Here is a 23,667-nt window from a genome sequence, read left to right as displayed (position 1 = left end):
CCGACCCGAGTACGTCCAGTACACGGGTCAGGGCCCGGCACGCCGAGAGCACGCACCTGACGCCGCGGGGCCGCCCTTCGGGCGACGGCGGGAATTTGACGACAGGGCCTAGGGGCTCGACACCCCGGTCGCGAACGGCGCCTACTCGGCACCCGCGGCCGCGCGGGCGCACTCCGCGCACGTGCCGAAGATCTCCACCGTGTGCGCCACGTTCACGAAACCGTGCTCGGCCGCGATCGCGTCGGCCCACTTCTCCACGGCGGGCCCCTCGACCTCGACGGCCTTGCCGCACATCCGGCACACCAGGTGATGGTGGTGCTCCCCGGTGGAGCACCGCCGGTACACGGACTCCCCGTCGGACGTCCGCAGCACGTCGACCTCACCCGCGTCCGCGAGGGACTGCAGCGTGCGGTACACGGTGGTCAGGCCCACCGAGTCGCCGCGGTGCTTCAGCATGTCGTGGAGTTCCTGCGCGCTGCGGAACTCGTCGACCTCGTCGAGTGCCGCGGCCACGGCGGCCCGCTGCCGGGTGGAACGACCTCGTACAGGTCCAGCGGTCGTCACCGTTGCCTCCTCACGTCGCGGTCTTGCCGGGCCATTGTGCCAGCCCGGCGGGACCCCGGTCGGACGCCGGTCACCCGGCGGACCCCTCGGCGGAGCCCCGGCTGGCCGGAACCGTGTCCCTGGCGCCCCCCGCCCCGGCGGCCTCGGCGGCCCCCGGGATCACACACTCCGCCGGGTCGCCCGCGGCACTCACCGCTGCCTTCGCGCGCCGCCGGGCCAGCGGGGTCGCCAGCGCTGTGAGCAGCATGAACGCGGCGATGGCGAGCAGCACGATGGTCGCGCCGGGCGGCACGTCCTGGTAGTACGAGGTGACGGTGCCGCCGATCGTCACGGTCACCCCGATGGCCACGGCGAGCGCGAACGTCGCCGCGAAGCTGCGGGTGAGCTGCTGCGCGGCCGCCACCGGCACCACCATCAGCGCGGAGACCAGCAGCAGGCCGACGACGCGCATGGCGACCGTCACGGTCACCGCCGCCGTGACCGCCGTGAGCAGGTTCAGGGCCCGCACCGGCAGACCGGTGACCCGCGCGAACTCCTCGTCCTGGCTGACCGCGAACAGCTGCCGGCGCAGCGCCAGCGTCATCACGATCACGAACGCGGCCAGGACGCAGATCGCCGTGATGTCCTCCGGCGACACGGTCGACAGCGACCCGAACAGGAACGACATCAGGTTGGCGTTGGTGCCGCCGGGCGCGAGGTTGATGAGCATCACACCGCCCGCCATGCCGCCGTAGAAGAGCATGGCGAGGGCGATGTCGCCGCGGGTCCTGCCGTACCAGCGGATCAGCTCCATGAGGACCGCGCCCAGCACGGACACCAGGGTCGCCATCCACACCGGCGACCAGGAGAGCAGGAAGCCGAGGCCGACGCCGGTCATCGCGACGTGGCCGATGCCGTCGCCCATGAGGGCCTGGCGGCGCTGGACGAGGTAGACGCCGATCGCGGGGGCGGTGACGCCGACGAGGACGGCGGCGAGCAGGGCCCGCTGCATGAAGGCGTAGTTCAGGAATTCCATGATCGGTGCCTTCTCAGCTCAGCAGACCCGTGCGGACCGGTTCGGTGCCGGGCGCCGCGTGCGGGTGGACGTGGTCGTGGCCGGGCAGCGCGTGCTGGCCGACCGCCTTCGGGGGCGGGCCGTCGTGCAGGACGCAGCCGTCGCGCAGGACGACCGCGCGGTCGATCAGCGGCTCCAGCGGTCCCAGCTCGTGCAGGACGAGCAGCACGGTGGTGCCGCGGGCGACCTCGCCCCGCAGGGTGCGCGCCAGCACCTCCTGGCTGGCCAGGTCGACGCCCGCCATCGGCTCGTCCATGATCAGCAGCTCGGGTTCGGAGGCGAGGGCGCGGGCGATGAGGACGCGCTGGTGCTGGCCGCCGGAGAGGGCGTTCACCGAGTCCTTGGCCCGGTCGGTGAGGCCGACGAGGTCGATGGCCCGGCGGATCGCCTCGTGGTCGGACTTGCGGAGGATGCCGAGGCGGGCGCGGGAGAGCCGGCCCGAGGCGACGACCTCCGTCACCGTCGCGGGCACGCCGCCCGCGGCCGTGGTGCGCTGCGGTACGTAGCCGAGCCGCCGCCAGTCGCGGAAGCGGCGCCGGGGGGTGCCGAACAGTTCGACCTCGCCGTCGGTGACGGGCACCTGGCCGATCACGGTGCGCACGGCGGTCGACTTGCCGGAACCGTTGGCGCCGAGCAGGGCGACGACCTCACCGCGGTGCACGGTGAGGTCGATGCCGCGCAGGACCGTGCGCGAGCCCAGTTCGGCGCGTACTCCGCGCAGCGAGATGACGGGCTCGGTCATGCCTGCATCCTCCGGATGGTCACTTGGCTCCCAGGGCCGTCTGGAGCGCCTTGAGATTGGCTTCCTGGACCGCGAAGTAGTCCTTGCCGCGGGACTTCTCGGTGATGCCCTCGATCGGGTCGAGGACGTCCGTCTTCAGTCCGGCGTCGGCGGCGATGGTCTTCGCGGTCTTGTCGCTGACCAGTGTCTCGTAGAACACGGTGCTGACGCCGTCGGCCTTCGCCATCTTCTCCAGTTCGCGGACGCGGGCGCCGCTCGGCTCGGACTCGGGGTCGAGGCCGGAGATGGCCTCCTCGATGAGGCCGTAGCGCTCGGCGAGGTAGCCGAAGGCGGCGTGGGTGGTGATGAAGACCTTGGTCTTCGTGTCCTTCAGGCCGTTCTCGTACTGGTCGTTCAGCGCGCCGAGCTTCTCGACGAGGGCCTCGGTGTTGGTCTTGTACGTGGAGGCGTGGTCGGGGTCGGCCTTCTCGAAGGCGGCGCCGACGCCCTTGGCGATCTCGGCGTACTTCACCGGGTCGAGCCAGACGTGGGGGTCCTTGCCGGAGAGTTCCTGGTGCTCGTGGTCGTCGTGCTCGGCGGCGTGCCCGCCGACCTCGTCGCCGTGCTCCTCCAGGGAGGTCAGCGCCGCGGCGTCGATCTTCGTCTTGATCTCCGACTGGCCGACGGCGTCGTCGACGGCGGGCTGGAGGCCCTTGAGGTACAGCACGGCGTCCGACTCCTGGAGCTGCGCGGTCTGCCGGGCGCTGATCTCCAGGTCGTGGGGTTCCTGGCCGGGTTCGGTGAGGTTGGTGACGTTCACGTACTTCCCGCCGATCCGCTCGGCGAGGAAGGCCATCGGGTAGAACGACGCGACGACGTCGAACTTGTCCGTGTTGCCCGCGGCGGCGCTGTCGGTGGAGCAGGCCGAAAGGGTCGTGAGGCTGAGGGCGGCGGCCGCGGTCGCCGCCGCGGGTATCAGCAGGCGTCGTCGTTCTACGTTCATGACAGTCATTTTCAGCTTTTCTGGAAACGATTGTCAACAAGCCGGTAGGTAAGCCCTGGGTAAGGCGTATGTCCGGTCTGACCCCGAACCGATTTGATTGCAGGGCAGCCTCCGCCGGTAACCTGAAGCATTCGCTCTGAAGCGCATCGCTTCGTCGCCCGTCGTCGTAATGAAGAGAGCACCGTGGCCGCCGACAAGATCGACACCATCGTCAGCCTGAGCAAGCGCCGTGGCTTCGTATTCCCGTGCAGCGAGATCTACGGCGGCCAGCGTGCCGCCTGGGACTACGGACCGCTGGGTGTCGAGCTCAAGGAGAACATCAAGCGCCAGTGGTGGCGCTACATGGTGACGTCGCGCGAGGACGTGGTCGGTATCGACTCGTCCGTCATCCTGGCCTCCGAGGTCTGGGTCGCCTCCGGTCACGTCGCCACCTTCTCCGACCCGCTCACCGAGTGCACCTCCTGCCACAAGCGGTTCCGCGCGGACCACCTGGAGGAGGCGTTCGAGGCGAAGAAGGGCCGCCTGCCGGAGAACGGCCTCGCGGACATCAACTGCCCGAACTGCGGCACCAAGGGCCAGTTCACCGAGCCCAAGCAGTTCTCGGGTCTGCTCTCCACCCACCTCGGCCCCACCCAGGACACCGGCTCGATCGCGTACCTGCGTCCCGAGACCGCCCAGGGCATCTTCACCAACTTCGGCCAGGTGCAGACCACCTCGCGCAAGAAGCCCCCGTTCGGCATCGCGCAGATGGGCAAGTCCTTCCGCAACGAGATCACGCCCGGCAACTTCATCTTCCGCACCCGCGAGTTCGAGCAGATGGAGATGGAGTTCTTCGTCAAGCCGGGCGAGGACGAGAAGTGGCAGGAGTACTGGATGCAGGAGCGGTGGAACTGGTACACCGGCCTGGGTCTGCGCGAGGAGAACATGCGGTGGTACGAGCACCCGCAGGAGAAGCTCTCCCACTACTCCAAGCGCACCGCCGACATCGAGTACCGCTTCCAGTTCGGCGGCAGCGAGTGGGGTGAGCTGGAGGGCGTCGCCAACCGCACGGACTACGACCTCACCGCGCACTCCAAGGCGTCCGGCCAGGACCTGTTCTACTTCGACCAGGAGGCCGGCGAGCGCTACACCCCGTACGTCATCGAGCCCGCCGCCGGTGTCGGCCGCACGATGCTGGCGTTCCTGCTCGACGCGTACAACGAGGACGAGGCGCCCAACGCCAAGGGCAAGCTGGAGAAGCGGACGGTGCTCCGCCTCGACCACCGCATCGCCCCGGTGAAGGTCGCGGTCCTGCCCCTGTCCCGCAACCCCGAGCTGTCCCCGAAGGCCAAGGGGCTCGCGCAGGCGCTGCGGCAGCACTGGAACATCGAGTTCGACGACGCGGGTGCGATCGGGCGCCGTTACCGCCGTCAGGACGAGATCGGCACGCCGTACTGCGTGACCGTGGACTTCGACACGCTCGACGACAACGCGGTCACCGTGCGTGAGCGGGACTCGATGAAGCAGGAGCGCGTGTCGCTGGACCAGATCGAGGGGTACCTCGCGGGGCGCCTCATCGGCTGCTAGCTCGTTGTGTTGCGGGTCGGCGTCCGCCCGGCTCGTGTCGTCGGCCGGCCACGGGTTCGCTCGTGGCCGGCCGCGCAGTTCCCCGCGCCCCTGGGTGGGCCGGGGAACTGTCTGTTTCCTGCGCCGCCACGGTCCGGCCAAGGCCACCGTGGTCGACGTCGCCCGCGCGCTCGGCGTCAGCCACGGCAGCGTCTACCGCCACTTCCGTACGAAGGCGGCGCTGCGGGAGGCGGTCACCAAGCGGTGGCTGGACCGTACGTCCGCGTCCCTGACCGGCATCGCCGACGAGGCCCGTGACCCTGAGGCCCGGCTGCGCGACTGGCTCGCCGCCCTCTTCGCGGCCAAGCGGCGCAAGGCGGGCGACGACCCCGAGCTGTTCGCCACGTACCAGGTCCTGACCGGGGAGAACGTCGAGGCCGTCGGCGCCCACATCGCCGACCTGACCGCGCAGTTGACCCGGATCATCCGCGACGGGGTGGACACCGGCACCTTCGCCGCCCCCGACCCGGCGGTCACCGCCCGCGCCGTCTTCCACGCCACGGCCCGCTTCCACGACCCCGGCCACGCCCAGGACTGGGACCGGCCCGACATCGGCGCCCAGTTCGAGGCGGTGGTGGACCTGGTGGTCCGGGGCCTGCGCGCCTGAGCCGCGGGAACCGGGCGGCGCCCGCGGAGAGGCCGAAGAGGCCGAAGGCGCCGACGAGGCCGGAGACTCGAAGGCGCCGACGCGTACGGCGTACGGCGCCCGGTGTCCGGCGCGGGGCATCGCTCCTACGCCACGCAGAACTCGTTGCCCTCCGGGTCGTGCATCACCCACCAGTGGCCCGCCGGGCCCTTGTCCACCTCGCGCAGCCGGGTGGCGCCGAGGGCCTCCAGGCGGGCCACCAGCTCGTCGAGGCCGCCGGGCTCGGCATGGACGTCGATGTGGAGGCGGTTCTTCACCGTCTTCGGCTCCGGCACGTCCTGGAAGAGCAGACGGCGCCCCAGGCCGATGCCGGTGAACGGGTCGTACGGGTCGTCGGGGTGCCGGACGGCGGCGTAGCCCCGGAAGACGGCGTGACCGTCGTGCTCGGCGACCGCTTCCTCCGGGAGGCCGCCCGTGGAGCGGAGATGGGCGATCAGCGCGCTCGGATCCTCCACCTCGTAGCCCAGTGCGGCGGCCCAGAAGTCGGCCAGGGTCCGGGCGTCCCGGGTGTCGATGACCAGTTTCCAGCTCAGTGCGGCAGTCATGTAACCGGTTATAGTGGTTACATGCCCTCGTCGTCCACGGCAGCCACGCCGGAAGGCCCCCCGGAAGGGCCGGGAATCCCCCTGCGGTCGTACACCGGTCATGTCTTCCGGTTCGATCCCGGCGCCCTCTGCCTGGAACTCCTCGTCACCGGCGGCCCCGGCGCCCTCGCCCGCTACGAGGTCCTGCACACCCCCGAGGACCTGGCCGCCTGGGCCGGACGGTCCCGGCTCACGCCCACCCCCACGGCCCTGGATCTCACCGACGCCGACGTGGAGCACGTCCGGCGGCTGCGCGACGCCCTGCTGCGCACGGTGGTCTCACGTCTCCGCCCCGGCGGCCTGTCCCAGCTGGACATCCCGCCGGCCGGCCCGGCCGACCTGGACGTCATCAACGACGCCGCGGCGCGGCCCCCGCTCGCCCCCGCCCTCGGCGAGGACGGCACCCGGCGCTGGTCGCCCCGCCCGGCGAGCGGGGGCCAGCTCGCCTCCACCGTGGCCCGCGACGCCGTCGACCTGCTCACCGGCCCGTACGCGGACCGCGTCCGGATGTGCTCGGGCGAGCGGTGCTATCTGATCTACGTCGACACCTCGCGGCCCGGCCGCCGCCGCTGGTGCTCCATGGAGCACTGCGGCAACCGCACCAAGGTGCGCGCGCACCGGGCGCGCCGCACGCAGGAGCCCGCCCCGGACGAGGAGTGATTCCCATGGCCACCACCGGACTGACCCGGGACGCGGGATGGGAGATCGGCGTCTCCCGGACCCTGCCCCATCCGCCCGCCGCCGTCTGGGAGTTCATCAGCGGTCCCCGGGGGCTGGGGCTGTGGCTCGGGGCCGGGGCGCGGCTCACCCCCGAGCGCGGCGCCCCGTACACGACCGACGCCGGGGCCGGGGGCGAGGTGCGCGGGTACCGGCCCGGCGAGCGCATCCGGGTGACGTACGGCGAGACGACCGTCCAGGTCACCGTCTCGGCCGCCGCCGGGGGCCGGGCCGTCCTCCGCTTCCACCAGGAGCGGATGGCGAGCGCACAGGAGCGCGAGCGCCGACGGGCGCACTGGAGGCGGGTGCTGGACCGGATCGCCGAGGCCCTCGACGAACCGGCCTGACCTCCCGGTCGGTCGACCTCCCGGCCGGTTCAGGAGCCGGCCGGGTCCACCGTCGCCTGGTGGGCCTCGGCGAGGTGTTCCTCGGCCTTCAGCCACGGCAGGAACTGCGCGCCCTTGCGCCAGCCGCACGTGTCGCACCGGATCGTGCGCTGCACGCCGGAGCGCTGGACCCGCACGACGTGCTGCCGCCCGTGCTGGTCCCAGCGGCTCACCTTGCTCGAGTTGATCTCCGACATGACGTCTCCAGCCGACACTTCGGGGGTCGTCGACATTTCACCGACCGCTGCCGGTGAGGAGTTTGCAGCACGATCAACATCAACGGGGGTCCTGCGGCCGATGACTTGCGCCACCACGGGCCGCCGCGGGCCCCACGCGCCGCCGTCGCCGTGGTCCGCGCGTGCTTGCCGTCGGGGTCCCCGCGTGACGGCCGCCTGATCAGCGCGTGCGAGGATGACGGCCGTTGGGAGGCGGTCGGGGCAGCGGAGATGGGACGCGATGATCGGGACGGTGTTCCGTAGCGAGGACGTGCCTGTGGACGACAGGTTCGACCACTGGCGGGAGATGGTCGGCCGGATGCGTTCGCCCAGCGACATCATCAGCCCCCACACCACCGATTTCTGGGCCGAGTTCCGGCTGATGGAGCTGGGGGCGGTGACGGTGTGGCCCACGTCGTTCCTGCCGACGCGCTACCGGCGCAGCCAGAGACTGGTGCGGCAGTCCGACCCCGAGCTGTACCACCTGTCGCTGCTGCTGGACGGCGAGTTGACGCTCGACCACGCCGGACGGAACGCCACGTTCGGCGCGTTCGACCTGCACCTCGCCGACAGTTCGCGGCCGTACGACCTCCGGCCGACGGACGACCGGCGGCCCGCGCCCCTGCGGGGTGTGGGCGTCGACTTCCCCAAGGCGCTGCTGCCGCTCCCGCCGCACCGCGTGGCGGAGTTGCTGGGCCGGGGCATACCGGGCCGGGAGGGCATCGCCGCCCTGCTGACGGACTTCCTGCTCGGCCTGGAACGGCAGGCCGACACCCTCCGCCCGTCCGACGCGCCCCGCCTCGGGACGGTCGTCCTCGACCTGGTGTCCGCCGTGCTCGCCCAGGCGCTGGACGCCGAGGCCGCGCTGTCGCCGGAGACCCGCCAGGAGGCGCTCGTCCGGCGCGTCACCGCGTTCATCCGGCAGAACCTGCACGACCCGGAGCTGACACCGCCGGTGGTCGCCGCCGCGCACCACATCTCCGTCAGCTATCTGCACCGCGTCTTCCAGCAGCACACGGGCGAGACGGTCGCCGCCTGGATCCGGGCCCGTCGCCTGGAAGGCGCCCACCGCGACCTCGCCGACCGCTCCCTGCGCACGACCCCGATCCACGTCGTCGCCGCCCGCTGGGGCTACCTCCGCGCCTCCGACTTCACCCGCGCCTTCCGCGCGGCCTACGGCGTCCCGCCGAAGGAGTACCGCTCCGACGCCCTTTCAGCGAGGCCATAGGTCGTGTCCGCGAAGTCCCGCCTGCCCCGCGACGCCTGGCACGTTCCCCCAGGCTCTTGGAGCAGGGGGTACCCCCACTCGCCGCACCGGGCGAGAGCCCGAGTACGGACGACGGGACTTCGCGGACACGGCCTGGCGGTCCTCCCGCTTGCGCTGTTTTGTTGTGTACGCGACGACAACGAAGTGTGCACGCACTGCCAACGCGGCTGTGCGGTGCGGGGGCATTCTCGAGCGAGATCAGCGAGACGGAAGGAACCCCCATGCGCTTCAGAGCCCTGACCGTTGCCGCCCTCGCCCTCGGCAGCCTCGCCTTCGGCGTCACCCCCGCCAGTGCCGCGCAGAACTGGCAGGAGGTGCACACGGACGAGAGGTGGTGGTGCACCCCGTACCGGAGCCACAGCGTCTCCGACAACGTCAACTTCAAGGTGTGCCGCGTCCGCAACGCCAACAACGACGCCCAGGCGGTGCTCGTGGTGCAGAACAAGGCGAGCGTGGCGGTGTCCATCTCCGGAGAGGTCATCAGCAACTTCGGCAGCGCGGTGGACTGCGCCGCCAGCACCCTCAACGCGAACTTCACCCGGGGCTGCTTCGCCCCCAGCGTCCACGTCGGCTCCACACCGAACAGCCAGCTCGGCGTCGGCGGACGACTCCGCCTCAACGGCGTCGACGAGTGGTACTGAGACCACTGGCCCTAAGGGGTCCCTACCCCCGCCGCGTCCCGTAGTTCCGTCGACTCCAGCCGGGTCGCCGTCCGTTCGGCCGTCCGCCGGGCCCAGGCGCCGGTGGTCAGGGCGCCCAGGATCAGGACGGCGCAACCGCACGCGGCGACGATCCACCACGCCGGGCGGGCCGCCGACACGAACGACTCGGCGTACGAGGACGCCCCGACGCCCGCCGCCAGCACCGCCCCGATCACGGCGACCCCCAGGGTCTGGCCGATCTGCCGGCTGGTGGAGGCGACGGCGGCGGCGACACCGGCCTGGGCGCGGGGCATGCCGGAGACCGCCGTGTTGGTGATCGGAGCGTTGACGAAGCCGAAGCCGATGCCGAAGAGCACGTACCCGACGACCAGGGTGGCGTTCGCCGTCTCGGCCTCGAACGCGGCGAACAGCACCCCGCTCGCGGTCATCGTCACTCCCGCGACGAGCAGCGGCAGCCGTGGGCCCCGGCTGCCGACCAGCCGCCCGGCGACCGGCGCGCACACGAAGCACAGGAAGGCCATCGGGAGCATCCACAGCCCGGCGTGCAGGGCGTCCAACCCGCGCACGTTCTGTAGGTACAGCGTCGACAGGAACAGGAAACCGCCGAGCGCGGCGAACGCGCTGACCGCGATCACGGTCGCCCCGCTGAACGGCGCCGAACGGAAGAAACGCAGGTCGATGAGGGGCTCGTCCCGGCGCGGCTCGTACCGGAGCAGTCCGAGGAGCGCGGCGAGGGCGACACCGCCGAACACCAGCGTCCGCCCCACCGGAGCGGTCGGCGCCTCGATGATCGCGTACGTCAGCGAACCGAGCAGCGCGATCACCAGGAGCTGTCCCACCGGGTCGGGGCGGCGGGCCTTCGGTGCCCGGGACTCCAGGACGAACCGCCAGGTCAGCGCGAGGGCGGCCAGGCCGACGGGGAGGTTGATCCAGAAGATCGAGCGCCAGCCGACCGACTCCACCAGGACACCGCCGATGATCGGCCCCGCCGCCATCGAGATGCCCACCACCGCGCCCCACACCCCGATCGCCCGGGCCCGCTCGCGCGGGTCCGTGAACGTGTTGGTGATGATCGACATCGCCACCGGGTTGAGCATCGAACCGCCGACCGCCTGCACCATGCGGAACACCACGAGCGCTTCGAGGTTCGGGGCGAGCGAGCACAGCAGCGAGCCGAGGGTGAAGACGACGAGGCCGGCCATGAAGACCCGTCTGCGTCCGATGCGGTCCGCCGTGGAGCCCGCCAGCATCAGCAGCGAGGCCAGGACCAGGGTGTAGGCGTCGATCGTCCACTGGAGACCGGCGACGCTCGCGTCCAGGTCGCGCTGGAGGGTGGGCAGGGCGACGTTGAGGACGGTGTTGTCCAGGCTCACGATCAGGAGGCTGGTGCAGCAGATCGCGAGCACCAGCAGACGGTGGCGACGGCTGAGCTCGGGCATGTCCTCCATCGTACGCCCGAGTCGATAGTGCGCCTAACTAATGAACCCGGTGTCGTCGCCGCCCCCGCACAGGGCTCGCCCCGGGTGCGGGACAATGGGGGAATGTCCACGCCCTCGACCACGCCCCCGGCCACGGCCGCCGCGCCCCTGCGGATCGGTCCGCACACCGTCATCCCGCCCGTCGTCCTGGCCCCCATGGCCGGGATCACGAACGCGCCCTTCCGCACCCTGTGCAGGGAGTTCAGCGGCGGCAAGGGGCTCTTCGTCAGCGAGATGATCACGACGAGGGCGCTGGTCGAACGCAACGAGAAGACCATGCAGCTGATCCACTTCGACGCGACCGAGAAGCCGCGCTCGATCCAGCTGTACGGCGTGGACCCGGTGACCGTCGGCAAGGCCGTCCGCATGATCGCGGAGGAGGACCTCGCCGACCACATCGACCTGAACTTCGGCTGCCCGGTCCCCAAGGTGACCCGCAAGGGCGGCGGCTCCGCCCTCCCGTACAAGCGGAACCTGCTGCGCGCGATCCTCCGCGAGGCCGTCGCCGGCGCCGGGGACCTGCCGGTCACCATGAAGATGCGCAAGGGCATCGACGACGACCACATCACCTACCTCGACGCCGGCCGTATCGCCGTCGAGGAGGGTGTCACGTCCATCGCCCTGCACGGCCGCACCGCCGCCCAGCACTACGGCGGCACCGCCGACTGGGACGCCATCGCCCGGCTCAAGGAGCACGTGCCCGAGATCCCGGTCCTCGGCAACGGTGACATCTGGTCCGCCGAGGACGCCCTGCGGATGGTGCGTGAGACCGGCTGCGACGGCGTCGTCGTCGGGCGCGGCTGCCTGGGCCGCCCGTGGCTCTTCTCCGACCTCGTCGCCGCCTTCGAGGGGCGGACCGAGGACATCGCCCGTCCGTCGCTGCGCGAGGTGGCCGACGTCATGGTCCGGCACGCCACCCTCCTCGGTGAGTGGATCGGCGACGAGTCCAAGGGCGTCGTCGACTTCCGCAAGCACGTGGCCTGGTACCTCAAGGGCTTCGCCGTCGGCTCCGAGATGCGCAAGCGGCTCGCCATCACCTCCTCCCTCGCCGAACTGCGCGCGGGGCTGGACGAGCTGGACCTGGACCAGCCGTGGCCGGCCGGCGCCGACGGACCGCGCGGCCGCACCTCCGGCAACAACCGCGTCGTGCTGCCCGACGGCTGGCTCAAGGACCCCTACGACTGCGCGGGCGTCGGCGAGGACGCCGAACTCGACACGTCCGGCGGCTGACCGGGCCGCCCGCCCTCCCGTTCTCCCGCGTCCTCACAGCTGCCCCATCGCGCTCCCGGCCGCCCGCAACTGGGCATGTTCGAGGGCCTGTTGCCCCGATGCGTCGGTGTTCCGGTCGTAGTGCGGCCGGTTTCCGTCATCTCGGAATGAGTGGGGAAATGTCCGGGTAGCGCGCTTCGGTGTGCGGAGCGAGCGAGACCCCGAAGAAGACGCCCAGGACGACGCCGGGGACGACGCCGAGGGCGACCCCGAAGACGACGCCGAAGAAGACGAACGGGCCCACCCGCCGGACCGCGCGCGAACCGGCGGCGGGACCGGGCCGCCCCTCCCCGTTCACCCCCGCGCCGTCTCCGCCCCCGCCTTCCTGCGTCCCGCACTGCTCCCCCTACGTCTCCTACCTCCTGACCGTCCTCGACCGGCTCGTTCCCGTCGGCACCCGGTGCGCGGTCATCGGCGCCCCGCTCACCTCCAACGTCGGGGACAGCGCGATCTGGCTCGGCCAGCGGGCCCTGCTCACCGCGCTCGGCGCCGAGGTGCGCTACGCCTGCGACCCGCTGTCGTACGACCCCGCACACCTGACGGCATGTGCCCCGGAGGGGCCGATCATGCTGACCGGCGGCGGCACCCTCGGCGACCTCTGGGAGGACAGCCAGCTGCTGCGGGAGCGGGTGCTGCGCGACTTCCCCGACCGCCGGATCCTCCAGCTGCCCCAGTCCGTGCACTTCACCGACCACGCCAACCTCACCCGCGCCCGCCGGGTCTTCGACGCCCACCCCGACCTCACCCTGCTGCTGCGCGACCGGCACAGCCTGCACCGTTGCCGCTCCGTCTTCGAGGCGCCCGCGCTGCTCGCGCCCGACCTCGCGTTCGCCGTGCCCCCGGACGCGCTGACCGGTGGCGCGGCCAGCCATGACGTCGTCTGGCTGGCCCGGGAGGACAAGGAGTCCGCGAAGGGCCCGCCGGCCGGGCGGGGCGCGGCCCGTGGCCGGCCCGGCGGCCCGTACGTCTTCGACTGGGCCCGCGAGACCGAGGACGCCGAGTGGCGGCAGGCGAAGGAGACCCTGTGGCGGAGCCGGGCCCGCGCCCTGTGCCGGGCCTCGTCCGGCGACCCGGTCGGAGCGGTTCCCGGTCTCCTCGCCGCCTACGACGGCCTCGCCCGCCTCCAGCTCGCGCGCGGCTGCCGCCTGCTGACCTCCGGGCGGGTCGCCGTCACCGACCGCCTCCACGGCCACGTCCTCGGTCTGCTTCTCGCCCTCCCGCACGTCCTCGTCCCCGACCGCTACGGCAAGATCCGCAGCTACTGGGACACCTGGACCGCCCACCGGCCCCCGACGGCACCCGGCGCGGCCGTGGCCTGGGCGGGCACGGAGGCGGAGGCGAGGGAGACCGCGGGCAGGCTGCTGGTGGACCTGCCCTGAGGGTGCGTCAGGAGGCGCGCTACGCGCCCCCGACCGCCGTCAGCAGCGCCAGCGGTGCCGCCGCCGACCGGGACTCCCGCACACAGGCGTGCGGATACGGCACCGGCTCCGGGTGCGTGTCCCGGCCGTACCCGGCGAGCACCTCGGGCAGCCGGTGCCCCATGGCCGTGGCCGCGTCCACCAGCCCGCCCGCGACCGTGCGGGCCTCGTCGTGCAGCCCGTACCGGGCCAGACCCAGGGTGATCAGCGCGTTGTCGTGCGGCCAGACCGAGCCCCGGTGGTACGACAGCGGATGGAACGCGGGCTGCCCCGAGGCCAGCGTGCGCACGCCCCAGCCGGAGAAGAAGTCCGGTTCGAGCAGCCGCCGGCCGACCGTCTTGCCGTACTCCTTGTCCAGCAGCCCCGACCACAGCAGATGCCCCGCGTCGGAGGCGAGGGCGTCGATCTGCCGGCCCTCGCCGTCCAGGGCCAGCGCCGGGAAGTCGTGCTCCGGCATCCAGAAGTCCCGCTGGAACCGGTCGCGGAGATCACCGGCGGCCTGCTCCAGGAGGGCCGCGTACACCTCGTCCTCCCAGACCGTGCGGGCCAGCGCGGCGGTCCGGCGCAGCGCGTCGTACGCGTAGCCCTGGGCGCCCGCCGCCATCACCGGCCCGGCGGGCGGGCGGCTGCCGTCGGCGGAGCAGATGGAGCCGGGGGAGTCCTTCCAGTTCTGGTTGGCGAGGCCGCCCTGGTCCGCGCGGTAGACGAGGTAGCCCCGGGAGGTGAGGCCGCCGTGGTCCAGCATCCAGCCGATCGCGGCCCTGGCCTGCGGCTCCAGCCGGCGGCCCAGGGTGACGTCACCGGTCTGCTCCACATACGCGCCGAGCAGGACCAGGAACAGCGGGGTCGCGTCGACCGAGCCGTAGTAGCGGCCGTACGGCACCTGCCCGAAGTGGGCCAGCTCGCCGTGGCGCACCTCGTGGACGATCTTGCCGGGCTGGGCGACCGCGTCCACACCGATCTCGGACGCCTGGGTGGCGGCGAGGGCGAGGAGCGTCGCGGCGGCCGGTTCCGGGCGGTACGGCAGGGTGAACAGGGAGGTCAGCAGCGCGTCACGGCCGAGGAGGGCGAGGAACCAGGGCGCTCCGGCGGCGGGCACCCGCAGGTTCTCGCCGTCCGGCCCGGTCGCGGGCACCTGGAGCGCGGCGAGGTCGGCGAGACCGCGGGCGCAGGCGGCGGCCAGCTCGGGCCAGCCGGTGGGGAAGGCGACGCCCTCCATGAACTCGCCCTCCGCGGCGAGGACCTGGTGCGTCACGGCGGCCGGGGAGGCCGGCACCCGCAGGGGCCGCCGGTCGCCGTGCGGCCGGGCCATCACCCGCAGGGTCAGCTCCATCGAGCCGTGCGGGTCCAGGTCCAGGGCCCACACCAGGCGCCGCGCGCCCGTCCCCGTCTCCTCCACGGCGTCCGGCGCCGGCTCGGCCGTGACCGTCGTGCAGGACCGCCACGCACCACGCCGGTAGCTGAACTCCACCCCGTCGTCGAGGACTTCACGCCTTCTCACGGCACCGGCCTTGGCGTACGTGCGGAAGTCGGAGCGCAGCTCGAACTGGTCGGTGAAGTCGGCGTCGACGGTGAGCGCGATCCGTACCGTCGTCGGTACCGGGCGGTTGCTGGTGACGCGCAGCGACTCGACGAACGCGCTGTCGGAGACGGCCTGTTCCCGGAAGAGCGTGTAGGCGGGCGGTTCCTGGCGCCCGCCCCGGGGGACGAGCACACACCGCGCGGAGTCGCCGTCGCCGACGAGGGTGAGCGTCTCGGGGACCGCGCCGTCGACGGTGAGCTGCCAGCGGCTCAGATGCCGTGCGTCCCGTACGAACAACCCGTCCGGGGAGCCGCCGCCCCGCCGCCCGCCGATGTCGCCGCCGTCGCTCACGGCGGCGAAGGTCCCGCCGCGCACGAGCAGATGATGCCGGTCCGTCATCCCAGGTCCCCTCCCTTGTCACTCATGTCGCTGGTGCTGAGGACGGCCTCGCCGTCGTGGTCCCGGTCGTCGTGGTGGAGCAGGTCGAGGGCGAGCGCGGCGGTCCAGCTGAAGCCGAGGGCGCCGCAGGGCTCGCCGGTGTACGGGTCGACGTACTCCGCGAAGCCGGACGCCCCCGCGGTCTCCAGCAGTGCCGTCCGCAGCGCGTCCGCCCGCCCCAGCTCCCCGTGGATCCGCAGGCCCCGCTCCAGCATCCAGTTGGTGTTGAACCAGGCCGGGCCCCGCCAGTACCGGTGCGGATCGAACGCCTCGCCCCGCAGGTCGTACGACGGCACGAGCCGGGTGGTGTCCCCGAGTCCGAAGTGCGGCCCGTGCGCCGTCCGTACCAGGGCGGAGGCGATCTCACGGGGGAGTCCGGGCAGGAGCAGGGGGAGCAGTCCGGAGACGCCGCGCTCGGGCACGAGGGCGCCGCCGATGACGTCCCGGCAGAAGAACATGCCCTCCGCCGGGTCCCACAGCCGCTCCACCAGGGCCGCCGTCAGCCGCTCCGCGCGGGCGTCGCGTGCCGTGCCCGTCGCCCCCAACTCCGCGGCGATCCGGGCGAGGGCGTGCTCGGAGGCGATGAGGAGGGCGTTGAAGGCGGGGTCCTCGACGGCGAACTCCCCGAGTCCGTCGGCGTACCCGGCGTCCCGGTAGTCCGTCGCCAGCCGCACGTACCGCCCGTAGTCCAGGTCCGTCGGCCGGTCCTCGGCCGCGCCGTGGTCGAGGTCGGCACGGCGGAAGGAACGGGCCGGGGCCGGGGTCACCCTGGACAGGGGCGCGTCCCAGGCGGGGCTGTTGTCCATGCCCTGCTCCCAGGGGTGGACCACGGAGGCCAGTCCGCCGCCGCCCAGGTCCCGGCGGTGCAGCAGATAGCGGTGCCAGGCCGCGAGCCGCGGGTACACCCGGGTCAGGAAGCCGCGCGCCCGGGAGAGCCCCGGGTCCGAGCGGTGCACCAGCCACGCCGCCAGCGCGTGCACCGGCGGCTGCACGATGCCGGAGGTCTGGGTGGTGCGCGGGGCGCCCGCAGCGCGCCCCGCGGTCGAGGAGCGCCAGAAGTCGGGGCTCGGGAAGTACGCCTCCAGCGGCACCGAGGGGTTGAAGACGATGTGCGGGATCCGGCCGTCCCCCCACTGCGCGTCGAGCAGCGTCTCCAGCTCGGTCTGCGCCCGCAGCGGCGACAGATGGCGCAGCCCGATCGCGATGAACGCCGAGTCCCACGACCACTGGTGCGGATACAGCCGGCGGGACGGCACGGTGGACGTCCCCGTCCAGTTGCCCTCCAGCACGTCGGCGGCCCCGCGGTGCAGCGATCCGCCCCGGACGACCGGATCGTATACGGCGGCTTCATGGCGGACGCCCGTGCCTGGTCGGCGGGCTGTGAGCTGGGTTGTGCGATCCACTCAGGGCTCCCCGAGGACAAGGTGCCGACCAGTTCGGCAGTGGGTACCGTAGGGTTACGTCTATTTAACACGCAAAACTCAATATGTAATGCAGAGTTGGTGAACGCAAGAGGGTGAGCGTGAGTGGTCGCTCGGAACGGTCCGCGCACGATCGCGTGAGCGGTGCGCCGTCGGCCCTCGGCGGCGGGGATGATCGGGTGAGGGATCGCGCGAACGGGAGGACGCGAAGGTGGGTAGTCACGCCGGTGCAGGAGATCTGCTGGAGTTGGTCCGCAGCGGCCGGGCCACCACCCGTGGCGCGCTCCAGCAGGCCACGGGCCTGTCCCGGGCCACGGTCGGACAGCGCCTCGACCGGCTCTTCCGCGCGGGCTGGCTCCGTGAGGGTGCCGGCGGCCCGGTCGGCTCCCCACTCGGCGGACGCCCTTCCATCACACTGGAGTTCGACGACGAGCACGCGGTCGTCCTCGCCGCCGACCTCGACACCCGGCATGCCCGCGCCGCCGTCCTCTCCCTCACCGGCGAGATACAGGCCGAGCACACCGGCACGCTCGTCATCGAGGACGGCCCCGGGACGGTCCTGGACGAACTGGGGCGCTGGTTCGCCCAACTGCTGGAGAAGGCGGGGCAGTCGGCCGACGCGGTCTGCGGCATCGGGCTCGCCGTCCCCGGGCCGGTGGACATGGACTCGGGCCGGGTCGTGCAGCCGCCGATCATGCCCGGCTGGGGCGGCTACGACATACGCGGCCGGCTGGCCCGCGCCTTCACCGACCACGCGGGCGGCCCGGCCGGCGTCCCCGTCCTCGTCGACAACGACGCCAACCTCATGGCGTACGGCGAACAGCGCTCGGGATACGCCGTCTGCTCGGCGTTCGCGCTGGTCAAGGTGTCCACGGGCATCGGCGCCGGGGTGGTGGTCGGCGGCTCCATCTACCGGGGCGTCGACGGCGGCGCCGGCGACATCGGCCACATCCGGGTGCCCGGCGGCGCGGACGCGCAGTGCAAGTGCGGGTCCTACGGCTGTCTGGCGGCGGTCGCGAGCGGCGGCGCCGTCGCGCGGCGGCTGAGCGAGGCCGGCGTCCCGGCGGCCTCCGGCTCCGACGTGCGCGATCTGCTGGTCGCCGGACACCCCGAGGCGATGGCCCTCGCGCGGGAGGCGGGCCGGTCCGTGGGCGACGTCCTGGCGACGGTCGTGACCCTGCTGAACCCCGGCGTGCTGATGATCGCCGGAGATCTGGCCGGAACCCCCTTCCTGACGGGTGTGCGTGAACTCCTCTACCAGCGGGCGCTGCCGCGCTCCACGGCCCACCTGGACGTGGTCACCTCCCGGCTGGGCGAGCGGGCGGGGCTGGTCGGGGCGGGCGCCCTGGTCGTCGAGCACCTGTACGCGCCCGAACGGGCGGAGGCGCGGCTGGCGGCCCTGGGGGTGTGACGAGCGGGTTTCCGTCCCGCGCGACGGTCCGGATAGTGAAATCCCGGCCTCCGCGAGCGCGTGATTCTCGCCACCCCTGATAAGGGTCGCGCTCAGATGAGCGGATCTTGGGTGGTTGCGGGTCTTCAAGGGGTGGCACTCAGTGCCACCCCTTGATCGTTCATCGCGCGAACTCAGACGTGTTGAACGCCGCTCATTCGAGCGCGATTCAGGGGGCTCGCCTCCTGTCGCCTTCAAGAGGTGAACGCTTCGCCGTTCAACTCCTTGCCAAGCCTTGACTTTCGATCTGCTGGCGGACGGGTGGTTACAGGCGCATGACGCGCAAGTGGACGTACCCAGGAGCCTTCGATCTGGGTATGTTCCTCGCCGTCAGGGCAGCCACCGCGTCCTCAAGGAGTTGGGACCTGTGTCGGAAAACAAAGATCCCCACGTAGGCCACGTAGCTCAGAGCGTTGAGGGCGTGAAGTTCGTCTATGACTTCACCGAGGGCAACAAGGACCTCAAGGACCTCCTCGGTGGCAAGGGCGCGAACCTCGCCGAGATGACCAACCTCGGTCTTCCCGTGCCCCCCGGCTTCACCATCACCACCGAGGCGTGCAAGGTCTACCTCGACAGCGGCGACGAGCCCGCGGCACTGCGTGACGAGGTGACCGCCCATCTGGAGGCCCTCGAAGAGCGCATGGGCAAGAAGCTGGGCCAGGCCGACAACCCGCTTCTGGTCTCGGTCCGTTCGGGCGCCAAGTTCTCCATGCCCGGCATGATGGACACCGTCCTGAACATCGGTCTGTCCGACAAGTCCGTGAAGGGCCTCGCCGACCAGGCCGGCGACGAGCGCTTCGCGTGGGACTCCTACCGCCGGCTCATCCAGATGTTCGGCAAGACCGTCCTCGGCGTCGACGGCGAACTCTTCGAGGACGCCCTCGACAAGGCCAAGGAGAACAAGAACGTCACGGTCGACACCGAGCTGGAGGCCGCCGACCTCAAGAAGCTGGTCACCACCTTCAAGAAGATCGTCAAGAAGGAGGCCGGCCGGGACTTCCCGCAGGACCCGCGCGAGCAGATGGACCTGGCCATCAAGGCCGTCTTCGACTCCTGGAACGGCGACCGTGCCAAGCTCTACCGCCGCCAGGAGCGCATCCCGCACGACCTCGGTACCGCTGTCAACGTCTGCTCCATGGTCTTCGGCAACCTCGGCCCCGACTCCGGCACCGGCGTCGCCTTCACCCGCGACCCGGCCTCCGGCCACCAGGGCGTCTACGGCGACTACCTGCAGAACGCCCAGGGCGAGGACGTCGTCGCGGGCATCCGCAACACCGTCCCCCTGGCGGAGCTGGAGTCGATCGACAAGAAGTCGTACGACCAGCTGATGCAGATCATGGAGACGCTGGAGAACCACTACAAGGATCTCTGCGACATCGAGTTCACCATCGAGCGCGGCCAGCTGTGGATGCTCCAGACCCGCGTCGGCAAGCGCACCGCGGGCGCGGCCTTCCGGATCGCCACCCAGCTCGTCGACCAGGGCCTCATCGACGAGGCCGAGGCGCTCCAGCGCGTCAACGGGGCGCAGCTCGCGCAGCTGATGTTCCCGCGCTTCGACGAGGACGCGAAGGTCCAGCAGGTCGGCCGGGGCATCGCGGCGTCGCCGGGCGCGGCCGTCGGCAAGGCCGTCTTCGACTCGTACACGGCCGTGAAGTGGTCCCGGTCCGGCGAGAAGGTCATCCTGGTCCGCCGGGAGACCAACCCGGACGACCTCGACGGCATGATCGCGGCCGAGGGCATCCTCACCTCGCGCGGCGGCAAGACCTCCCACGCGGCCGTCGTCGCCCGCGGCATGGGCAAGACCTGCGTCTGCGGCGCCGAGGAGCTGGAGGTCGACACCAAGCGACGCCGGATGACGGTGCCCGGCGGGCACGTGGTGGAGGAGGGCGACCTCATCTCCATCGACGGCTCGTCCGGCAAGGTCTACCTGGGTGAGGTCCCGGTCGTCCCGTCCCCGGTCGTGGAGTACTTCGAGGGCCGGATGCACGCCGGCGCCAACGACGCCGACGAACTGGTCGAGGCCGTCCACCGGATCATGGCCTTCGCCGACCGCAAGCGCCGGCTGCGGGTGCGGGCCAACGCCGACAACGCCGAGGACGCGCTGCGCGCCCGCCGCTTCGGCGCCCAGGGCATCGGGCTGTGCCGCACGGAGCACATGTTCCTCGGCGACCGGCGTGAGCTGGTCGAGCGGCTGATCCTGGCCGACACGGAGGCCGAGCGTGAGGAGTCCCTGAAGGCGCTGCTCCCGTTGCAGAAGCAGGACTTCGTCGAGCTGTTCTCGGCGATGGACGGGCTGCCGGTGACGATCCGTCTCCTCGACCCGCCGCTGCACGAGTTCCTGCCCGACATCACCGAGCTGTCGGTCCGTGTCGCCCTGGCGGAGTCCCGCCAGGAGCCCCACGAGAACGAACTCCGCCTCCTCCAGGCCGTCCACCGGCTGCACGAGCAGAACCCGATGCTGGGTCTGCGTGGCGTCCGCCTCGGCCTGGTCATCCCCGGCCTGTTCACCATGCAGGTGCGGGCCATCGCGGAGGCGGCGGCCGAGCGGAAGAACGCCAAGGGCGACCCGCGCGCCGAGATCATGATCCCGCTGGTCGGCACGGTGCAGGAGCTGGAGATCGTCCGCGAGGAGGCCGACCAGGTCGTCGCGGAGGTCGAGGCGGCGACCGGTACGCAGCTGAAGCTGGCCATCGGCACGATGATCGAGCTGCCGCGGGCCGCGCTGACCGCCGGTCAGATCGCGGAGGCGGCGGAGTTCTTCTCCTTCGGCACCAACGACCTCACCCAGACGGTGTGGGGCTTCAGCCGGGACGACGTGGAGGCGAGCTTCTTCACGGCCTACCTGGAGAAGGGCATCTTCGGCGTCAGCCCGTTCGAGACGATCGACAAGGACGGTGTGGGCTCCCTGGTCAAGCTGGCCGCCGAGGCCGGCCGCGCCACCCGCCCCGACCTGAAGCTCGGCGTCTGCGGCGAGCACGGCGGTGACCCCGAGTCGGTCCACTTCTTCCACGAGGTCGGACTCGACTACGTCTCCTGCTCCCCGTTCCGCATCCCGGTGGCCCGCCTGGAGGCCGGCCGCGCGGCGACCCAGTCGGAGGGCAGCGACCACCGCTAGCGACCACCGCGAGGCCCCGCCTCGCACCCAGGACCCCGGAACCGCCGTTCGTCCCCGACCGACCCTCACCGATGGGCGGCGGTTCCGGATCACGAAAGAGAGGGCGGCACCCCGTGCGGGGGGTGCCGCCCTCCCTCACGGGCGGGTGAAAGTCCGTGGCCCGCGGGGCCGGGCTGTCGGTAGCGTCGGGGGCTCCGCCGATCGCGTTCCGGCAGTCGGCCCGTTCCCCGAAGGTGAGTTCCCGTGAGTACGCCGCGCCCGACGCCGTCCGCGACGACCACGCTGTGGCGTCCCACCGGACCCGAGGAGCTCGCCCTGGTGCGGGAGTCGGGGTGGAGGGCCTGGCCGCCGCGCCTTCCCGAGCAGCCGATCTTCTACCCCGTGCTCAACGAGGAGTACGCCGTGAAGATCGCGCGGGACTGGAACGTGAAGCACAGCGGCGCCGGCTTCGTGACCCGGTTCGAGGTCGAGACCGGTTTCCTGCGCCGCTACCCCGTGCGACAGGCCGGGGGCGAGACGATCCTGGAGCTGTGGGTGCCCGCCGAGGAACTCGACGAGTTCAACGCCCACATCGTCGGCCCCATCGAGGTCACTCACGAGTTCCGCTGAGCCGGCCGTCCCGGGAACGGGACGGCCGCGGGATCGGCATCGGCACCCCGCCCCCGTCCCGCAGGTCACCGATCTCCAGCAGCACCCCCACGAGCGCGTCGTTCAGCGCGTCACTGATCTGCTGTGCCTCGGGTGTGTCGACGTGCAGCATGTTGACGTACAGACCCTCCGCGGTCCGGTGGAACCAGTGGCTGATGCCGTTGCCGCGGGCCGCCCACACATGCAGGGTCGGGTTCCACAGCGGGTGCCGCTCCCCGCCGGGAGCCCTGCGGAAGTCGATGTACGAGAAGAAGTTCACGGCGCACGGCCAGTGGTGCAGGGAGAACGCCTCCGGGGCGAGCAGCTCCCAGGCCCGGACGAACGGCACGCCCACGTGCCGCTGCATCTCGGCGTAGGCGGCCCGCACCCCGGTCACCGTGGCGGCGTGGCCCCCGACTCCCCCCTCGCCCCCCTCGCTCACCTCGAACTCGATGGGCATCGTATTCACGAACCAGCCCACGGCGTGCTCCCACACCGCCTCGCTCCGCTCGCTGACCGGCAGCAGCCCCCGGTACACCGCCGGACCGCCCAGCCGGCGCTGCGCCGTCGCGGCCGCCGCCAGCACACCGGTGAAGACGCTGCCGCCCGCCGCGCGGGCGCCCGCCGCGAGGGCGTCCGTACGACGGGCGTCCAGCAGCCGGTGGCTCCGGTTCACCAGCGGGTACAGGCGGTCGTCCGGCACCCCGATGTCGAAGGGGAACCGGGGGAAGAACCCGCCGTTCCCGGCGATGAAGCCCTTCCAGTACGCGAGCCGGTCGTCGTCGGCCCGCAGGGACGACCAGCGGCGGCGTTGCGCGTCCCCGAACGTCAGATAGCTGGCCACGGGCGGCAGTGCGGGGCGACGGCCGTCCGTGAGCGCCGCGTACGCCGTCTGGAGCTCGTTCACCACCACGGGCATCGACATGCCGTCGCACACGATGTGGTCGAAGCAGAGATAGACGGTGGAACACGACTCCCGGACCACCGCGCCCATCAGGAACAGCGGCCAGGACAGCGTGTCGAGGCTCTTGAACTCCTTGTCCAGATGGGTGTGCAGTTCCTCCGCCGAGTGGAAATGGCCGATCTCCTCCGCCTCCAGGGAGAGGGAATCGGGCGCGAACGCCGTGCAGTTGAGATCACCGGCAAGCCGCTGGAATTCACAGCGGAGCACCTCGTGGCGGCGTACGAGGAGAAGAAGGGCGGATTCCAGCGCCGCGATGTCGAGCCGTCCGTCGATCTCGAAGGTGACCGTGATGGAACTGGCGATGCCGTCATTCGTGCTCCGTGTCGCCTGGGACGACGAATGGTGCTTGTCCTGGTTGAACGAGGCGGACTTGGACGCGCCCGCCGGGTTCTCCTCACCGGAAAGGGGGGAGCGCTGAGTGCGCAGGGACCAGGACAGGACGGTTCCGGGCGCGATACGGGCATCGGTGAAAGGAATCTGCAGCACTCCGGGACTTTCTGTTCGTATGCGTGTGGGGGGAATGGCGGAATGGCGGAATGGG

The 23,667-nt window shown here is 71.7% G+C and carries 21 protein-coding genes; 11 read left to right on the top strand and 10 right to left on the bottom strand.

The features are described from left to right. Positions 1-141: 141 nt before the first annotated feature. From ACZ4Z2_RS34760 to ACZ4Z2_RS34745, 4 genes are all read right to left on the bottom strand, one after another. Positions 142-564 carry a Fur family transcriptional regulator gene (locus tag ACZ4Z2_RS34760; protein ID WP_468081551.1) on the bottom strand — a complete coding sequence of 141 codons (423 nt, stop codon included), beginning with the start codon at positions 562-564 and terminating at the stop codon, positions 142-144. A gap of 70 nt (positions 565-634) precedes the next feature. Continuing rightward, positions 635-1,579 carry a metal ABC transporter permease gene (locus ACZ4Z2_RS34755; protein ID WP_468081550.1) on the bottom strand — a complete coding sequence of 315 codons (945 nt, stop codon included), beginning with the start codon at positions 1,577-1,579 and terminating at the stop codon, positions 635-637. A gap of 13 nt (positions 1,580-1,592) precedes the next feature. Further along, on the bottom strand, positions 1,593-2,360 hold the full coding sequence (locus tag ACZ4Z2_RS34750; protein WP_468081549.1) for a metal ABC transporter ATP-binding protein: 768 nt from the start codon (positions 2,358-2,360) through the stop codon (positions 1,593-1,595). 19 nt (positions 2,361-2,379) lie between these two features. Further along, positions 2,380-3,342, bottom strand: a complete 963-nt coding sequence (locus ACZ4Z2_RS34745; RefSeq protein ID WP_468081547.1) for a metal ABC transporter substrate-binding protein — start codon at positions 3,340-3,342, stop codon at positions 2,380-2,382. 183 nt (positions 3,343-3,525) lie between these two features. On the opposite strand from ACZ4Z2_RS34745, the gene ACZ4Z2_RS34740 reads away from it, so the two are divergent. Both ACZ4Z2_RS34740 and ACZ4Z2_RS34735 read left to right on the top strand, forming a co-directional pair. Then, a complete protein-coding gene (locus tag ACZ4Z2_RS34740) occupies positions 3,526-4,908 on the top strand; it encodes a glycine--tRNA ligase (protein WP_468081546.1) in 1,383 nt (460 codons plus the stop codon). A gap of 94 nt (positions 4,909-5,002) precedes the next feature. Further along, on the top strand, positions 5,003-5,554 hold the full coding sequence (locus ACZ4Z2_RS34735; protein WP_468081544.1) for a TetR/AcrR family transcriptional regulator: 552 nt from the start codon (positions 5,003-5,005) through the stop codon (positions 5,552-5,554). Positions 5,555-5,679: 125 nt separating this feature from the next. Here ACZ4Z2_RS34735 and ACZ4Z2_RS34730 read toward each other — a convergent pair whose 3' ends face one another. Next, positions 5,680-6,138 (bottom strand): VOC family protein, encoded by a 459-nt coding sequence (locus tag ACZ4Z2_RS34730; RefSeq protein WP_468081543.1) that lies wholly within the window; start codon positions 6,136-6,138, stop codon positions 5,680-5,682. A 21-nt stretch (positions 6,139-6,159) separates the two neighbouring features. On the opposite strand from ACZ4Z2_RS34730, the gene ACZ4Z2_RS34725 reads away from it, so the two are divergent. Together ACZ4Z2_RS34725 and ACZ4Z2_RS34720 are read left to right on the top strand one after the other, a co-directional pair. Continuing rightward, complete coding sequence (locus tag ACZ4Z2_RS34725; protein WP_468081541.1) at positions 6,160-6,837, top strand: CGNR zinc finger domain-containing protein; 678 nt, start codon at positions 6,160-6,162, stop codon at positions 6,835-6,837. A 5-nt stretch (positions 6,838-6,842) separates the two neighbouring features. Further along, complete coding sequence (locus ACZ4Z2_RS34720; protein WP_468081540.1) at positions 6,843-7,241, top strand: SRPBCC family protein; 399 nt, start codon at positions 6,843-6,845, stop codon at positions 7,239-7,241. Between the two features lie 29 nt (positions 7,242-7,270). Here the strand turns inward: ACZ4Z2_RS34720 and ACZ4Z2_RS34715 are convergent, their stop codons facing one another. Then, positions 7,271-7,477, bottom strand: coding sequence for a hypothetical protein (locus tag ACZ4Z2_RS34715; RefSeq protein ID WP_468081539.1), 207 nt, complete (start codon positions 7,475-7,477; stop codon positions 7,271-7,273). A 259-nt stretch (positions 7,478-7,736) separates the two neighbouring features. Between ACZ4Z2_RS34715 and ACZ4Z2_RS34710 the strand changes: the two genes are divergently transcribed. Together ACZ4Z2_RS34710 and ACZ4Z2_RS34705 are read left to right on the top strand one after the other, a co-directional pair. Further along, entirely contained in the window at positions 7,737-8,723 is a 987-nt protein-coding gene (locus ACZ4Z2_RS34710; protein ID WP_468081537.1) for an AraC family transcriptional regulator, read from the top strand. Between the two features lie 260 nt (positions 8,724-8,983). After that, the gene (locus ACZ4Z2_RS34705) at positions 8,984-9,403 is read left to right on the top strand and encodes a hypothetical protein (RefSeq protein ID WP_468081535.1); all 420 of its coding nucleotides are present in this window, start codon (positions 8,984-8,986) and stop codon (positions 9,401-9,403) included. 11 nt (positions 9,404-9,414) lie between these two features. Here ACZ4Z2_RS34705 and ACZ4Z2_RS34700 read toward each other — a convergent pair whose 3' ends face one another. Next, on the bottom strand, positions 9,415-10,863 hold the full coding sequence (locus ACZ4Z2_RS34700; RefSeq protein WP_468081534.1) for an MFS transporter: 1,449 nt from the start codon (positions 10,861-10,863) through the stop codon (positions 9,415-9,417). Between the two features lie 102 nt (positions 10,864-10,965). On the opposite strand from ACZ4Z2_RS34700, the gene dusB reads away from it, so the two are divergent. Further along, on the top strand, positions 10,966-12,132 hold the full coding sequence (dusB, locus tag ACZ4Z2_RS34695) for a tRNA dihydrouridine synthase DusB (protein WP_468081533.1): 1,167 nt from the start codon (positions 10,966-10,968) through the stop codon (positions 12,130-12,132). A 179-nt stretch (positions 12,133-12,311) separates the two neighbouring features. Then, positions 12,312-13,550, top strand: a complete 1,239-nt coding sequence (locus ACZ4Z2_RS34690) for a polysaccharide pyruvyl transferase family protein (protein WP_468081531.1) — start codon at positions 12,312-12,314, stop codon at positions 13,548-13,550. A gap of 19 nt (positions 13,551-13,569) precedes the next feature. Here the strand turns inward: ACZ4Z2_RS34690 and ACZ4Z2_RS34685 are convergent, their stop codons facing one another. Both ACZ4Z2_RS34685 and ACZ4Z2_RS34680 read right to left on the bottom strand, forming a co-directional pair. After that, positions 13,570-15,510 (bottom strand): amylo-alpha-1,6-glucosidase, encoded by a 1,941-nt coding sequence (locus ACZ4Z2_RS34685; RefSeq protein ID WP_468081530.1) that lies wholly within the window; start codon positions 15,508-15,510, stop codon positions 13,570-13,572. After that, positions 15,507-16,952, bottom strand: a complete 1,446-nt coding sequence (locus ACZ4Z2_RS34680; RefSeq protein ID WP_468081528.1) for an MGH1-like glycoside hydrolase domain-containing protein — start codon at positions 16,950-16,952, stop codon at positions 15,507-15,509. Before ACZ4Z2_RS34680 ends, ACZ4Z2_RS34685 begins: the two co-directional genes overlap by 4 nt. Before the next feature lie 229 nt (positions 16,953-17,181). Between ACZ4Z2_RS34680 and ACZ4Z2_RS34675 the strand changes: the two genes are divergently transcribed. From ACZ4Z2_RS34675 to ACZ4Z2_RS34665, 3 genes are all read left to right on the top strand, one after another. Beyond that, positions 17,182-18,381 (top strand): ROK family protein, encoded by a 1,200-nt coding sequence (locus ACZ4Z2_RS34675; RefSeq protein ID WP_468081527.1) that lies wholly within the window; start codon positions 17,182-17,184, stop codon positions 18,379-18,381. Positions 18,382-18,787: 406 nt separating this feature from the next. After that, the gene (gene ppdK, locus ACZ4Z2_RS34670) at positions 18,788-21,535 is read left to right on the top strand and encodes a pyruvate, phosphate dikinase (protein ID WP_468081525.1); all 2,748 of its coding nucleotides are present in this window, start codon (positions 18,788-18,790) and stop codon (positions 21,533-21,535) included. A 243-nt stretch (positions 21,536-21,778) separates the two neighbouring features. After that, entirely contained in the window at positions 21,779-22,144 is a 366-nt protein-coding gene (locus ACZ4Z2_RS34665) for a hypothetical protein (protein ID WP_468081524.1), read from the top strand. Here ACZ4Z2_RS34665 and ACZ4Z2_RS34660 read toward each other — a convergent pair. Further along, entirely contained in the window at positions 22,125-23,612 is a 1,488-nt protein-coding gene (locus ACZ4Z2_RS34660) for a condensation domain-containing protein (protein ID WP_468081522.1), read from the bottom strand. The genes ACZ4Z2_RS34665 and ACZ4Z2_RS34660 overlap by 20 nt on opposite strands. Positions 23,613-23,667: the final 55 nt, after the last annotated feature.

The sequence above is a fragment of the Streptomyces sp. NPDC030183 genome (assembly GCF_055573455.1).
Note: the sequence above shows the minus strand (reverse complement) of the source record. Positions and strands in the feature narration are given on the sequence as shown.